Here is a 15,019-nt window from a genome sequence, read left to right on the forward strand (position 1 = left end):
ACCCCTGAGGGTAGCCGTGCACACTTGACCTACAAGGCCGCTTCGATTTTCTTGGCTGCGTCGTCGCTCACCCAGGCGTGCCAGACTTCAGGATGTTCCTTGAGGAAAATTTTCGCCAGTTTCGGCGACTCGATTCGCTCCTTGGCCATGCGGCCGAGGTTCTGGTTGAGCAGGTCGATGGGCAGGTTGACCTTTTCCAGCACGGCCACCAGTTCTGGCGCTTGTTCGTGGAAGGTCTTGGACAGGCCGACCTTGATGCTTACGCTCTTATCCACGCCGGGCTTTTCTTCCAGCTTGACCAGGTCGACCTGGCCCATCAGCGGTGTCGGTGACCAGTAGTAGAACAGGATCGGTTCGCCGCGCTTGTAGCTCGACAGCACCGCCGCATCCAGCGCCGGGCCGGTGCCTGGGCGGAAGTTGGTGTAGGTGCTTTCCAGGCCGTAGCTCTTGAGCATTTCGCTGTTGTCCAGCTCACAGGTCCAGCCGGCCGGGCAGTTGTAGAAACGGCCCTTGGAGGGCTCTTCCTGGTCCTTGAACACCGAGGCGTATTTGGCCAGGTCGGAGATGTTTTTCAGGTCCGGGGCCTTGGCTTCCAGCTTGCGCTTGGCGTCGCCCTCGATCACATAACGCGGCACGTACCAGCCTTCCACCGCGCCGACCACCGGGGCACCTACGCCGACGACTTTGCCGGCCTTTTCGGCCTTGTTCCAGACCTCGCTGCGGCCCACCCACTCTTCGGCGAACACCTGAATATCGTTGCTGCTCAAGGCGTTTTCCATGGTGATGGAATTGCCTGGCAGGCTGTCGGTTTTGCAGTCGTAGCCTTTTTCCAGCACGGTTTGCAGGATGTCGGTGAGCAACATGCCGCTTTCCCAATTCAGGCCGGCGAATTTCACCGGTTTGCCGGATTCGCACCAGCCGGCCGCCTGGGCGCCGGCACTCGCCAGCAAGCCCGCAGAGAGCAACGTAGTCAGCAGGGTCTTATGCATTTTCATTGTTGTGACGCTCCCAATCATGAAATGGATTACGGCAGTCAAAAGGCGTCCTGCCTTGTCCACGTCCCATCAGGCTTGTGCAGCCAGCCCGTCTGTTGTGGGTAAAGCGCCCTGCTCTTTTGGCAGGATCAGGTGATCGGGTACCGTGCCGTGCCATTTTTTCGCACACACGTAATAGAGGGCCGCGGGCAGCACCAGGCCGATGATCCAGGAAATATCCACGTCACCCAGCGCGGCCACCAAAGGGCCGGTGTAGAACTTGGTCGAGATGAACGGCAACTGCACCAGCACGCCGAAGACATAGACACTGATACCCAAGAGGTTCCAGCGGCCATAGCGACCGTTCGGGTCGGCCAGTGCCGGCACGTCATAGCGCTCGCGGGTGATGCAGTAGTAATCCACCAGGTTGATCGCGCTCCAGGGCGTGAAAAACGCCAGCAGGAACAGGATGAACGACTTGAATGCACCGAGAAACGAGTGCTGGCCGAGCAAGGCGATCAGGGTTGCCGTACCGACGATGGCGAGCACGAACACCAGGCGTTGCAGACGCGTAACCTCCAGGCGGCCACGGAAACCGCTGATAATGGTCGCGATGCACATGAAGCTGCCGTAGGAGTTGAGCGTGGAGATGGTGACCTTGCCGAACGCGATGCTGAAGTACAGCAGTGCAGCGGTGGCCCCCGTGCCGCTCAAGCCAACGATGTAGGCCACTTCATGCCCGGCAAATTGGCCGTTGGACATGGCCGCGGCGAACACGCCGAGCACCATTGCCACCTGCGCGCCGATGACCGAACCCGCGCCGGCGGCGAGAAAGGTTTTCACTGACGACGTGTTGCTCGGCAGATAACGCGAATAGTCCGCCACGTAGGGGCCGAAAGCGATCTGCCAGGAGGCCGCAAGCGACACGGCCAACAGAAAGCTGCTCCAGCTGAAGTGGCGGATTTGCAGGAGCGCGCCAACGTCGGTCTGGCTCATCAGGCGACTGAACAGATATACAAAGGCAATCACACCGATGATGCTGGCGACACGGCCGATGAAGTGGATCACCCGGTAACCCAGTACGGTGACCAGCACGATGACACTGGCGAAAATCAGAATACCTACGCTGTCGCTGACTCCGAACAATTGGCCCAGCGCCTGACCCGACAGCACGGTGCCGGTCGCGGTGAAACCCACGTACATCAAGCACACCAGCACGATCGGGATAGCCGCGCCATACACGCCGAACTGCACCCGGCTGGAGATCATCTGCGGCAAGCCGAGCTTGGGGCCTTGCGCCGCGTGCAGCGCCATGACGCCGCCGCCGATCAGTTGACCGATGAGCAGGCCGATCAACGACCAGAACACATCACCACCCAGCACCACGGCCAGGGCCCCGGTGACAATCGCGGTGATCTGCAGGTTGGCACCCATCCATAGGGTGAACTGGCTCAATAGACGACCGTGTCTTTCCGCTTCCGGGATGTAGTCGATCGAGCGCCTTTCGATCAACGGGGTAGTGTCGTTTGCAGCCATGTGGTTCAACCTCTGATGGATTGTCTTGGGGTTGCCGCCGATCCAATGTGGGAGGGGGCTTGCCCCCGATTGCGGTGTCTCAGCCAACAGATCAGATGACTGACCCGCCGCTATCGGGGGCAAGCCCCCTCCCACATGGGTCACTTGATCATCGGCAGGTTGAGGCCCTGCTCTTTGGCGCAATCGATAGCAATCTGATAACCGGCATCGGCATGACGCATCACCCCGGTCGCCGGGTCGTTATGCAGCACCCGCGCAATCCGCTCGGCCGCTTCATCGGTACCGTCGCAGACGATCACCATGCCTGAGTGCTGAGAGAAGCCCATGCCCACGCCACCACCGTGGTGCAGCGAGACCCAGGTCGCGCCGCTGGCGGTGTTGAGCAAGGCGTTGAGCAGTGGCCAGTCGGACACGGCATCGGAACCGTCCTGCATGGCCTCGGTTTCGCGGTTCGGGCTGGATACGGAACCGGAGTCCAGGTGGTCACGACCGATCACCACAGGGGCGGACAGCTCGCCGCTGCGTACCATTTCGTTGAAGGCCAGGCCGAGCTTGGCGCGCTGGCCCAGGCCGACCCAGCAGATACGTGCCGGCAGGCCCTGGAAGCTGATGCGCTCGCGGGCCATGTCCAGCCAGTTGTGCAGGTGGGCGTCGTCCGGGATCAACTCTTTGACTTTGGCGTCGGTCTTGTAGATGTCTTGCGGGTCGCCAGACAGCGCCGCCCAGCGGAACGGGCCAATGCCACGGCAGAACAGCGGGCGAATGTAGGCCGGTACGAAACCCGGGAAGTCGAAGGCATTTTCCACGCCCTCTTCCTGGGCCATCTGGCGGATGTTATTGCCGTAGTCGAAGGTTGGGATGCCTTGCTTCTGGAATTCCAGCATGGCCTTGACGTGCACGGCCATGGACTGCTTGGCGGCCTTGATCACGGCAGCCGGCTCGGTTTTGGCGCGGGCGCGGTATTCGTCCCAGGTCCAGCCGGCCGGCAGGTAGCCGTTGAGCGGGTCGTGGGCGCTGGTCTGGTCGGTGACCATGTCCGGGCGCACGCCACGCTTGACCAGCTCTGGCAGAATTTCGGCGGCGTTGCCCAGCAGGGCGATGGAAATGGCCTTGCCTTCCTTGGTGTACTTGGCGATGCGCGCCAGGGCGTCATCGAGGTCGGTGGCTTGTTCGTCGACATAGCGGCTGGCCAGGCGGAAGTCGATGCTGACCTGTTGGCACTCGATATTCAGCGAGCAGGCGCCGGCCAGGGTCGCGGCCAACGGTTGCGCGCCGCCCATGCCGCCGAGGCCAGCGGTGAGGACCCAACGGCCCTGAAGGTTTGAATCGTAGTGCTGACGGCCAGCTTCGACGAACGTTTCATAGGTGCCCTGGACGATGCCTTGGCTACCGATGTAGATCCAGCTGCCGGCGGTCATCTGGCCGTACATGGCCAGGCCCTTGGCATCCAGTTCGTTGAAGTGCTCCCAACTGGCCCAGTGCGGTACCAGGTTGGAGTTGGCGATCAGTACGCGCGGGGCGTTGCTGTGGGTCTTGAACACGCCGACCGGCTTGCCGGACTGCACCAGCAGGGTTTCGTCATCGTTCAAATGGGTGAGGCTCTCGACAATCTGGTCGTAACATTCCCAGTTGCGCGCCGCACGGCCAATACCGCCGTAAACCACGAGTTCCTTGGGGTTCTCGGCCACTTGTGGGTCGAGGTTGTTCATCAACATGCGCAGCGGCGCTTCAGTCAGCCAGCTTTTGGCGGTGAGCTTGTTACCGCGGGCGGCGCGGATTTCGACGTCACGGTATTTTGTAGACTTGGTCACTGCTAGGACTCCTCGGCGATCGATGCGCGAACATGGATGGTGCGAAGGAAGCTCTTACGCACACATCTTTACTTGTATGTACAAGCATATGCAATCGAGCGGCCAACTTTCTGGGTGAGCCCTGCAGATTTTTTTCGAAGATGAGCAAAAGCCTTGAAAATAAAGGCCTGGAAGCTTGATGAAATTTCTTACGGAGATGTTTTGCGGCCAGGAGGATGGGGCACGTCGGCGCAGCTTTGCGTCACGCTGGGGCATTCGGTAACAAATTGGTGCGCGGGCTGGAAACAGATTTTGTGAACAATGCAAAAACAAATGTGGGAGCTGGCTTGCCTGCGATAGCAGTGTGTCAGTCAGCACATCCTAGGCTGATACACCGCTATCGCAGGCAAGCCAGCTCCCACAGTTTTTAACCGAGTGCGGTCAATTCGATTACGCAGCTGCGGCCGCTGACCGAGATATCCAGCAAGCCAGTGTTACCGTCCACTTGCAGGCAATCGTGATGGCCGAGCTTCTCGCCCAACACCTTCACCTCATCCGCCACGCTGAACACCAACACCGTCTGCGCCGTGCTGAAAAACTGCTGCACACCGTCCACCCACTGCAACCGTGCATGGTAACGCTCGGGCGAGTAGATCAGGTTGAAGTCGCGGATCGGCCCAGTGATCAAGCGGCAGGAAACCTGGCTTTCACCCTGGAACGCGAACGGCTGCAACGGTAACAAGCCGCGCTGCTCCTCGCCGTCCACGGTCAACACCATGCCCGCGCCCTTGATCACCGTGATCACGCGCTGGTAACCGGCGAAGGTGGAAAAACCACCCGACTCGGCGATATCGGCAATCGACACACGCCAGCCAAATCCATCCAGGCCGATGCCGGCGTCGCGGCTGATTTCTTCGGTGCTGCCGCCACCGTTTTTCCACGGCATGCGCACGTAGTCGGCGGCGCGCCAGACCTTCACTGTACTCATTTGCTGAAACGTCCTTCCAGGCTGTGACGGGAACCGGGGTGGATCAATCGCGCAGCGGTTACCGGCTGGCGACCCGACCAGGTGCGACGGCGAATCAACAGGCACGGCTCGCTCGGCTCGATCTGCAACAGCTTGCACTCGGCTGCGTCGGCAAGGATCGCTTCGACCACATGCTCACCCTCGGTCAACGGCGCGACCTGGTTCAGATAGGCATAGGGGGTTTGCTGGGTGAAGTCCTGCTGCAAATATTGCGGCGCAACCAGGGCGTTGACGAAACGATCTTCGATTTGCACGGGAATATCGTTCTCGTAATGCACGATCAACGAGTGGAACACTCGCCCACCTTCACGCATTTCCAGGGCGACGGCGCGTTCGGAACCCGCGGCCTCTTCGCCCAGGGTGATGACCTGGCACGTGTGCCGATGCCCGCGGGAAGCGATTTCATCGGCAATGTTGTGCACTTCAAACAGCGCCGACTGGCTCTTCGGCTCGGCCACGAACGTACCCACGCCTTGCATGCGCACCAGCAGACCTTCGGCGGTAAGCTCACGCAGGGCGCGGTTAATGGTCATGCGGCTGAAACCCAGCTGGCTGACCAGTTCGCTTTCCGACGGCACGCGGTAATGGGGCGGCCAGTTGCCGTTGAGGATCTGCTGGCTGATCATCTGTTTGACGCGGGCATACAAGGGCGCCGGACTTTCGTCCATGTGGGCAGCCAGCGAAGACTTGGCAGGCGGAGTCGGCACGAGGAATCCTTGCAGGGGAAAAAGATGCATAGATTGCCGGAGTTTACCGAGCAGGCAAACGTCTGTATATGTATATACAAATAAACACACGACCGGGGTGCCTTGATCATGTCCGCTTTCTTTGCCGAACGCGCGCTGCTGCCTAATGGATGGGCCAACGATGTACGTCTTGAAGTCAGCGCCGATGGCCTGCTGACCCATGTTGAGCCCAATGCCAGTGCAGACGCTGCCGAACGGCTCAGAGGCCCAGTATTGGCGGGCATGCCAAACCTGCATTCCCATGCCTTCCAGCGCGCAATGGCAGGTCTGGCCGAAGTGGCCGGCAACCCCAATGACAGTTTCTGGACTTGGCGCGACCTGATGTACCGCATGGTCGGCAAGATCAACCCCGAGCAGTTACAGGTCATCGCCCGCCAGCTGTATATCGAAATGCTCAAGGCTGGGTACACCTCGGTGGCCGAGTTTCATTATGTGCATCACGATACCAACGGCCAGCCTTATGCCGACCGTACGGAACTGTCACGCCAGATCAGCCTGGCAGCCGCCAGCAGCGGGATCGGCCTGACCTTGCTGCCGGTGCTCTATACCCACGCAGGTTTCGGTGGCCAGGCGCCGAATGAGGGGCAGCGCCGGTTTATCAATAGCACCGAGCACTACCTGGACCTGCAAGCGCGTTTGCAGCCGATCCTGGCGGCACAACCTGCGCAGCAACTGGGCCTGTGTTTCCACTCCCTGCGTGCGGTCACCCCCGAACAGATCCAGCAAGTGCTGGCGGCCAGTGACAAGACCTGCCCGGTGCATATCCATATCGCCGAGCAGCAAAAAGAAGTCGACGATTGCCTGGCCTGGAGCGGCAAGCGCCCGCTGCAATGGCTGTATGACAACGTTGAAGTGGACGAGCGCTGGTGCCTGGTGCACGCCACTCATGCCGATGCTGACGAAGTGACGCGCATGGCCAACAGCCGAGCGATTGCCGGTTTGTGCCTGACCACCGAAGCCAACCTGGGCGATGGGATTTTCCCGGCGGTGGATTTCCTTGCCCAGGGCGGACGCATGGGTATCGGCTCCGACAGCCATGTTTCACTGAGCGTGGTGGAGGAATTACGTTGGCTGGAATACGGCCAGCGTCTTCGCGATCAACGGCGTAATCGCCTGTATCGCAGTGATCAGCCAATGGTTGGCCGCACGCTGTTCGATGCTGCGCTGGATGGTGGCGCACAGGCGCTTGGCCAGCCGATCGGGCGGCTGGAAGTCGGCAAGCGGGCGGATTGGATTGTGCTGGACGGTAGCGACCCGTACCTGGCGACCGCCAGTGAGGATGGGATTCTCAATCGCTGGCTCTTCGCTGGTGGCGATCGGCAGGTGCGCGATGTGCTGGTCAATGGCAAGTGGGTGGTGCGGGATGGGCATCATGCCGGTGAAGAGGAAAGCAACCGGGCATTCACCCAGGTCTTGAAGGCTTTGTTGGGCTAACGGCCAACACCTAACAAATGTGGGAGGGGGCTTGCTCCCGATAGCGGTGTGTCAGTATCAGATGTACTGGCTGACACACTGCATCGGGAGCAAGCCCCCTCCCACATTTGATTACTGCGAACTCTTGGCCATTTGTTTATCTGAAGTACGCCAGATCAACCGCGTAGTGTCATACCCCTGCTGTCGCGCCCTGCTCAACAGGTCTTCACGCGTCTCGGCACTCACCGTCGGCGTGCGCGACAGGATCCACATATAGCGCCGGCTCGGGCTGCCGACGATGGCGGTCTTGTAGTCATCGCTGACATACAGCACCCAGTAATCGCCCTTGGCAACGCCCGGCAACAGTGACGTAAACCAGTTATTGAATTCCACCCAGAGCTTGTCGGTTTTGCCAGGCACCTGCGGCGTGGCCGTGCCTTTGGCTTCTTGCCACTTCCATTCAGGCGTCAGGCAGCGGTTGAACACCGACATGTCGCCATCCGGCAGCAAGGTGTAACGCGCCTCGGACTGCGCGCAGTTGCGCTGGAAGTACATCGGCAATCGGGCCAACTCATACCAGGTGCCCTGGTAACGCTTGAGGTTGACGTTGGTTGCCGTCTTGGGTTGCAGATCATCGCCAGAATGGCTGGCGCAGCCCGCCAAAAACAGGCTGGCGCAAAGGAACAAAACAAAACGCATCATTCTTCTTCTCCCGCAGGCTCGCGCCCCGGTTTACTTCAGGCCTTGCCCGGAAAACATCAGAACTTTGTCACCGGCGTACTGCACGCTGATAAAGCTGTTTTTATCGCCCCAGGTGCAGCTGGACATGCCCAGCGCACCGGAACAATCGGTCGGCTTACCCAGCAACGACTCCACCTCGGCCTTGGCCATGCCAGCCGACAGTTTCTGGTAGTTTTCTTGAGTGACCTTGCTGCAAGCGGCTAACAGCACGCAAAAAGTCAGCAGGGCGAGACGGCGTAAAGACATGGAAAAGCTCCTGGAGAGACAAAGCAGCTGGGGTATCTGCCAGAAGCTTAGAAGGGAAAAGGGGTGTCTGGTTCCCGACGAGCGAAAACAAAAAAGCCCCGAAAACGCTGAAACGTTTCGGGGCTTCTTCAAGGGTGAACGGCCTCACAACACAGTGGATAACTTATCGCCGTGTATTACTTCTTGTGGTAGCTGGTCACACGCTCAACTTCTTCCTTGGAACCCAGGAACACCGCCACACGCTGGTGCAAACCCTCAGGCTGGATGTCGAGGATGCGCTGGTGGCCATCGGTGGACGCACCGCCTGCCTGCTCAACCAGGAACGACATCGGGTTGGCTTCGTACATCAGGCGCAGTTTGCCCGGCTTGGACGGCTCGCGGCTGTCTCGTGGGTACATGAACAGGCCACCACGGGTCAGGATGCGGTGCACATCGGCAACCATCGCAGCGACCCAGCGCATATTGAAGTTCTTCTTCAACGGGCCTTCTTCGCCTTCCATCAACTCGTTGACGTAGCGTTTCACCGGTTCTTCCCAGTGACGCTGGTTAGACATGTTGATGGCGAATTCCTGGGTAGAAGCAGGAATCGAAATGTCTTCGTGGGTCAGCACGAAGCTGCCCATTTCGCGGTCCAGGGTGAAGCCTTTGACGCCATCACCCAGGGTCAGCACCAGCATGGTCTGTGGACCGTAGATGGCATAACCGGCAGCGACCTGCTCGGTGCCCGGCTGCAGGAAGGCCTTTTCGTTCAGGGCTTCGTTCTGGCTCAGGTATTCATTCGGGCAACGCAGTACCGAGAAGATGGTGCCGACCGGTGCATTGATGTCGATGTTGGACGAACCGTCCAGTGGGTCGAATACCAGCAGGTAAGCGCCTTTCGGGTACTTGCCAGGGATCTGGTAGGCATTGTCCATTTCTTCGGACGCCATGCCGGCCAGGTGACCGCCCCATTCGTTGGCTTCGAGCAGGATTTCATTGGAGAGTACGTCGAGCTTCTTCTGCACTTCACCTTGGACGTTTTCAGTGCCCATGCTGCCCAGGACGCCGCCCAGTGCGCCTTTGGAAACGGCGTGGCTGATTTCCTTGCAAGCACGCGCCACCACTTCGATAAGGAAGCGCAGATCGGCAGGCGTGTTGTTGCTGCGGGTCTGCTCGATCAAATAGCGACTCAGGGTAACGCGGGACATGGAAGGCTCCGGAAAATGGGGGGCTGAAAACCCGCGCAGTTTAACGCGAGTCGAGGGTTATTTCCTCTAATCAGAGGATTTAACGCCAATAGAGTTCACGACCTGGCGCCACGACCCTCTCCAACATCGCAGAACCCATGTGGGAAGGGGCTTGCCACCTCCCACATTTTTTAACCGCAGTGGTCAGTCGAGGGCTTTCCAGATCTCGGTGGCGTACTCGCGGATGGTCCGGTCCGAGCTGAACCAGCCCATGCGCGCGGTATTGAGCACCGCCGAGCGCCACCATTCCTTGGAGTCGTGCCAGTGGGCTTCGACCCGCGCCTGGGCATCCCAGTAGGAGTCAAAGTCGGCACACACCAGGAAACGGTCGTAGTCGATCAGCCCATCGATCAGGCCCACATAGCGCCCCGGATCATCCGGCGAGAACACCCCGCCACGGATCGCTTGCAACACGTCGTTCAAGCGATGGGACGCGGCGATGTCCGGCCCGGCGTTGAACTCACCGGCGTGCTTGCGGGCTTCCACCTGCTGGGCACTGAGGCCGAAGATAAACATGTGCTCGGCACCGACCCGCTCGTGCATCTCCACGTTGGCGCCGTCCATGGTGCCGATGGTCAGCGCGCCGTTGAGGCCGAACTTCATGTTGCTGGTACCCGATGCTTCAAAGCCGGCAGTGGAAATCTGCTCCGACAAGTCCGCCGCCGGAATGATGCTCTCCGCCAGGCTGACGTTGTAGTTGGGCAGGAACACCACTTTGAGCAGACCGCGCACGGTCGGGTCGTTGTTGACGGTGCGGGCGATGTCGTTGGTCAACTTGATGATCAGCTTGGCCTGGTGGTAGCTGGCTGCAGCCTTGCCGGCGAAGATTTTCACCCGTGGCACCCAGTCGGTGCCCGGCTCGGCGCGGATCGCCTGGTACAGCGCCACGGTGTGCAGCAGGTTGAGCAGTTGGCGCTTGTACTCATGAATGCGCTTGACCTGCACATCGAACATCGCCGCCGGGTTGATCGCGATACCCAGGCGCTCATGGATGATCTGGGCCAGTGCACGCTTGCTGTGCAGGCGCTGTTCAGCGAAGGACTTGCGGAAAGCCTGCTTCTCGGCGAACGGCTCCAATTCGATCAAACGCTGCTCGGGCTGGTCGAGAATATCCGGCCCCAGGGCTTCCACCAGCATATCGGTCAGCTTGGGGTTGGCCTGGTACAACCAGCGGCGGAAGGTGATGCCGTTGGTTTTGTTGTTGATGCGCTCGGGATACAGCTTGTGCAGCTCGGAGAACACCGTGCTGCGCATCAACTGGGTATGCAGGCCCGATACACCGTTGACGCTATGGGAGCCGAGGAATGCCAGGTTGCCCATGCGCACGCGGCGGCCGTTGTCCTCTTCGATCAGCGAGACGGCGCGCAGTACGTCGAAGTCGTGGATGCCCTTGGCGCGCAGCGAGTCGATGTGTTGGGCGTTGATCAGGTAGATGATCTGCATGTGCCGGGGCAACATGCGCTCCATCAGACCTACGGGCCAGGTTTCCAGCGCTTCGGGCAGCAAGGTGTGGTTGGTGTACGACAGGGTTTCGACGGTGACATCCCACGCGGCTTCCCACGGCACGTCATGCAGGTCGACCAGTTGGCGCATCAGCTCGGCCACGGCGATGGACGGATGGGTGTCGTTGAGCTGGATCGCGGCGTGTTCGCCCAGGCTCAGCACCGAACCGTGCATGTTCTTGTGGCGGCGCAGCAAATCCTGCAAAGACGCCGAAACGAAGAAGTACTCCTGGCGCAGGCGCAGTTCCTGCCCCGCTTCGGTGCTGTCGGCCGGGTAAAGCACGCGAGAGATGCTTTCGGCACGGGCTACTTCGGCGACGGCGCCCAAGTGGTCACCGGCATTGAAGCGCTCCAGGTGCAAGTCTTCCACTGCCCGTGCACGCCAAAGGCGCAGGGTGTTGACGCTGGCGCCACGCCAGCCGACTACCGGGGTGTCATAGGCAACAGCCCTGACAGTTTCGTTGGGCGACCACACCTGGATCATCTTGCCGGAGGCGTCCGCCAGGGTTTCGACGCTGCCGCCAAAGCCGATCGGGTAAATCACTTCGGCGCGTTCGAACTCCCAAGGGTTACCAAAATCCAGCCAGCGTTCGGTCTGCTCCTGCTGCCAGCCATCAACGATGGCCTGGCGGAACAAGCCGTGCTCATAGCGAATGCCATAGCCATGCCCGGCAATCCCCAAGGTCGACATGCTTTCCATAAAGCACGCCGCCAGACGGCCCAGGCCACCATTGCCGAGCGCCGCGTCGGGCTCAAGCAGGCGGATGCGCTCCAGATCGACGCCCAACTCCGACAGCGCTTCACGGGCGATCTCCAACACGCCCAGATTGCTCAGGCTGTCGTACAACAGACGGCCAATGAGAAATTCCAGCGAGAGGTAATAAACGCGCTTCTGGCCTTTGCGATAAATACGCCGCGTGTGGTCCATCCAGTGATCGACCATCTGGTCGCGGGCGGCCAGGGCAATGGCTTCGAACCAGTCATGGTCAAAGGCGTGATCCGGGTCTTTGCCCACCGCGTAGGTGAGTTTGGTCAAGACAGCATCGCGGAATGCGGCTACCTCTGCTTCTCGTGCAAGCGGTTCCTGAGACATCGGTGCGACCTCGGGCGAGATTGAAGGAGTTGCTAGAGCCTAGTCGGTCTGACAGACGGTAGACGTGCTGGTTCGGCAGTTTTTTAACTCATTCACCATTGGCTGAATTTGATGCAGGGGTCGTGCCCGATCAGGCCGCGGCGAAGCCTTTGAGCTGAAACCTGCAAAATATTGTTCAAAAAACCACCAATCCCGGTATGATCCCGCGCCCGTATACCGCCCCACCCTGGAACCCTGATGAAGCCTCAACTGATCGCCGCCGCGGAACTCGACCGTCTCGAAACGTGGCAGAAATATTCCGCCCACATGTGCGGCGGCTGCGTGTCCAGCTGTTGCACCCTGCCGGTTGAGGTGAAGATCAAGGACCTGATCCGCATTGGCATCGTCGACGAGTTCGAGCGCGGCGACCCGCCGAAGAACATCGCCAAGCGTTTGCAGAAAGAAGGCATCGTCGAGCGCTACAACAATAAATCCGAGATTTTTACCCTGCAGCGCATGAGCAACAACGACTGCCTGTATCTGGATCGTAAGACGCGCTTCTGCACTATTTATGACAAGCGCCCGGATACTTGCCGCAACCACCCGAAAATCGGGCCGCGGCCGGGGTATTGCGCTTACAAGCCCAAGGAAGTGGTACGCGAGACCAACTTCAAGACTCTCGATAAATTCTGACTCGGGTTTTGTAGTGTTCTGAAGGGCCTCATCGGGGGCAAGCCCCCTCCCACATTTTGATTTGGGAACACATTCAAATGTGGGAGCTGGCTTGCCTGCGATGGGGCCAGTAAAGACGACACACAAACTGCGGGCACAAAAAAACGCCCCCGGCCTTTCGACCGGGGGCGTTTTTCATTCAGCCTGAGTTAACTCAGTTCTTGGCTTTCTTGGCAGCGCGGGTACGCTCGCCTTCGTCCAGGATCTTCTTACGCAGGCGGATCGACTTAGGCGTGACTTCGCACAGCTCGTCGTCCTGGATGAATTCCAGGGCCTGTTCCAGGGTGAAGCGAACAGGTGGAACCAGAGCGATGGTTTCGTCTTTGCCCGAAGCACGCATGTTGTCGAGCTTCTTGCCTTTGGTTGGGTTGACGCCCATGTCGTTGTCACGGCTGTTCAGACCAACGATCTGGCCGTTGTAGATCTCTTGACCGTGTTCAACGAACAGCTTGCCACGCGCCTGGAGGGTTTCCAGGGAGTAGGTCAGCGCCTTGCCGGTTTCTACCGATACCAGAACACCGTTCTGACGGCCGGACATGTCGCCGGACTTCATGGTGTCGTAGCGATCGAAGATCGAGGTCAGGATGCCAGCACCGTTGGTCAGGGTCAGGAACTGGTTACGGAAACCGATCAGACCACGCGCAGGGATGTTGTATTCCAGACGTACACGGCCTTTGCCATCCGGCACCATGTTGGTCAGGTCGCCCTTACGCAGACCCATCTCTTCCATGACCTTGCCCTGGGATTCCTCAGGGGTGTCGATGGTGACGTTTTCGAACGGTTCCTGCTTCACGCCGTCAACAGTACGGATGATCACTTCCGGACGACCAACACCCATTTCGAAACCTTCGCGACGCATGGTTTCGATCAGTACCGAGAGGTGCAGCTCACCACGGCCGGAGACCTTGAACTTGTCAGCCGAGTCGCCTTCTTCAACGCGCAGAGCAACGTTGTACAGCAGCTCCTTGTCCAGACGCTCCTTGATGTTACGGGAGGTCACGAACTTGCCTTCTTTACCGCAGAACGGCGAGTCGTTTACCTGGAAGGTCATGGAAACGGTTGGCTCGTCAACGGTCAGAGGCTTCATCGCCTCAACGTTGTCCGGCTGGCACAGGGTGTCGGAGATGAACAGCGAGTCCATGCCGCTTACGCATACGATGTCGCCAGCGAAAGCTTCTTCAACGTCGATACGGTGCAGACCGTGGTGACCCATCAGCTTCAGGATACGACCGTTACGCTTCTTGCCGTCGGCGCCGATAGCGACAACCGGGGTGTTCGGCTTGACGCTACCACGAGCGATACGGCCAACGCCGATAACACCCAGGAAGCTGTTGTAGTCCAGTGCCGAGATTTGCATCTGGAACGGGCCGTCACGGTCAACTTTCGGCGCGGGTACGTTGTCGACGATCGACTGGTACAGCGGGGTCATGTCTTCAGCCATGTCGGTGTGGTCAAGACCAGCAATACCGTTCAGGGCCGAGGCGTAGATGACCTGGAAGTCCAGCTGTTCTTCGGTGGCACCCAGGTTGTCGAACAGGTCGAAGATCTGGTCCAGAACCCAGTCCGGACGCGCGCCTGGACGGTCAACCTTGTTGATGCACACGATCGGACGCAGGCCGGCTTCGAAGGCCTTCTTGGTCACGAAACGGGTTTGCGGCATAGGGCCGTCTTGAGCGTCAACCAGCAGCAGAACGGAGTCAACCATCGACATTACGCGTTCTACTTCGCCGCCGAAGTCGGCGTGGCCCGGGGTGTCCACGATGTTGATGTGGTAGCCGTTCCAGTTGATGGCGGTGTTTTTTGCCAGGATGGTAATACCGCGCTCTTTTTCCTGGTCGTTGGAGTCCATCACGCGCTCGTCGTTGAGCTCGTTGCGCTCCAGGGTGCCGGATTGACGCAGGAGTTTGTCTACCAGGGTGGTTTTACCATGGTCAACGTGAGCAATGATGGCGATGTTACGTAGATTTTCGATCACTTGTGTATCTCGATCAGAGGATTCGGTGTGCTGACAGGT

The 15,019-nt window shown here is 59.5% G+C and carries 12 protein-coding genes; 2 read left to right on the forward strand and 10 right to left on the reverse strand.

Annotation, left to right across the window (positions count from 1 at the left end):
* Positions 1-29: 29 nt before the first annotated feature.
* The 5 genes from E4O97_RS20705 to hutC form a co-directional block, all read right to left on the reverse strand.
* A complete protein-coding gene (locus E4O97_RS20705) occupies positions 30-995 on the reverse strand; it encodes an ABC transporter substrate-binding protein (protein WP_248162072.1) in 966 nt (321 codons plus the stop codon).
* Between the two features lie 69 nt (positions 996-1,064).
* Positions 1,065-2,510: a cytosine permease gene (locus E4O97_RS20710; protein ID WP_078820073.1), complete on the reverse strand. Its 1,446-nt coding sequence runs from the start codon at positions 2,508-2,510 to the stop codon at positions 1,065-1,067.
* Positions 2,511-2,650: 140 nt separating this feature from the next.
* Positions 2,651-4,321: a urocanate hydratase gene (gene hutU / locus E4O97_RS20715; protein WP_032878345.1), complete on the reverse strand. Its 1,671-nt coding sequence runs from the start codon at positions 4,319-4,321 to the stop codon at positions 2,651-2,653.
* Between the two features lie 406 nt (positions 4,322-4,727).
* Positions 4,728-5,288, reverse strand: a complete 561-nt coding sequence (locus E4O97_RS20720) for a HutD family protein (RefSeq protein WP_148853049.1) — start codon at positions 5,286-5,288, stop codon at positions 4,728-4,730.
* Positions 5,285-5,995: a histidine utilization repressor gene (gene hutC / locus E4O97_RS20725; RefSeq protein WP_171905445.1), complete on the reverse strand. Its 711-nt coding sequence runs from the start codon at positions 5,993-5,995 to the stop codon at positions 5,285-5,287. Before hutC ends, E4O97_RS20720 begins: the two co-directional genes overlap by 4 nt.
* Positions 5,996-6,142: 147 nt before the next feature.
* On the opposite strand from hutC, the gene E4O97_RS20730 reads away from it, so the two are divergent.
* A complete protein-coding gene (locus E4O97_RS20730) occupies positions 6,143-7,507 on the forward strand; it encodes a formimidoylglutamate deiminase (RefSeq protein WP_032878347.1) in 1,365 nt (454 codons plus the stop codon).
* A 111-nt stretch (positions 7,508-7,618) separates the two neighbouring features.
* On the opposite strand, the gene E4O97_RS20735 is transcribed toward E4O97_RS20730, so the two are convergent.
* The 4 genes from E4O97_RS20735 to E4O97_RS20750 form a co-directional block, all read right to left on the reverse strand.
* The gene (locus E4O97_RS20735) at positions 7,619-8,188 is read right to left on the reverse strand and encodes a lipocalin family protein (RefSeq protein WP_032878349.1); all 570 of its coding nucleotides are present in this window, start codon (positions 8,186-8,188) and stop codon (positions 7,619-7,621) included.
* A 30-nt stretch (positions 8,189-8,218) separates the two neighbouring features.
* Positions 8,219-8,473: a hypothetical protein gene (locus E4O97_RS20740; protein ID WP_005783949.1), complete on the reverse strand. Its 255-nt coding sequence runs from the start codon at positions 8,471-8,473 to the stop codon at positions 8,219-8,221.
* A gap of 176 nt (positions 8,474-8,649) precedes the next feature.
* Entirely contained in the window at positions 8,650-9,660 is a 1,011-nt protein-coding gene (locus E4O97_RS20745) for a class 1 fructose-bisphosphatase (RefSeq protein ID WP_032878350.1), read from the reverse strand.
* Positions 9,661-9,843: 183 nt separating this feature from the next.
* Positions 9,844-12,294 (reverse strand): glycogen/starch/alpha-glucan phosphorylase, encoded by a 2,451-nt coding sequence (locus E4O97_RS20750; RefSeq protein WP_078820070.1) that lies wholly within the window; start codon positions 12,292-12,294, stop codon positions 9,844-9,846.
* Between the two features lie 237 nt (positions 12,295-12,531).
* Between E4O97_RS20750 and E4O97_RS20755 the strand changes: the two genes are divergently transcribed.
* Positions 12,532-12,966, forward strand: coding sequence for a YkgJ family cysteine cluster protein (locus E4O97_RS20755; RefSeq protein ID WP_003187815.1), 435 nt, complete (start codon positions 12,532-12,534; stop codon positions 12,964-12,966).
* A 193-nt stretch (positions 12,967-13,159) separates the two neighbouring features.
* Here E4O97_RS20755 and typA read toward each other — a convergent pair whose 3' ends face one another.
* On the reverse strand, positions 13,160-14,980 hold the full coding sequence (typA, locus tag E4O97_RS20760) for a translational GTPase TypA (protein ID WP_005783945.1): 1,821 nt from the start codon (positions 14,978-14,980) through the stop codon (positions 13,160-13,162).
* Between the last annotated feature and the right edge of the window lie 39 nt (positions 14,981-15,019).

Origin of the sequence: Pseudomonas sp. W15Feb34, from assembly GCF_023127765.1 — a bacterium.
Lineage (GTDB): Bacteria > Pseudomonadota > Gammaproteobacteria > Pseudomonadales > Pseudomonadaceae > Aquipseudomonas > Aquipseudomonas synxantha_A.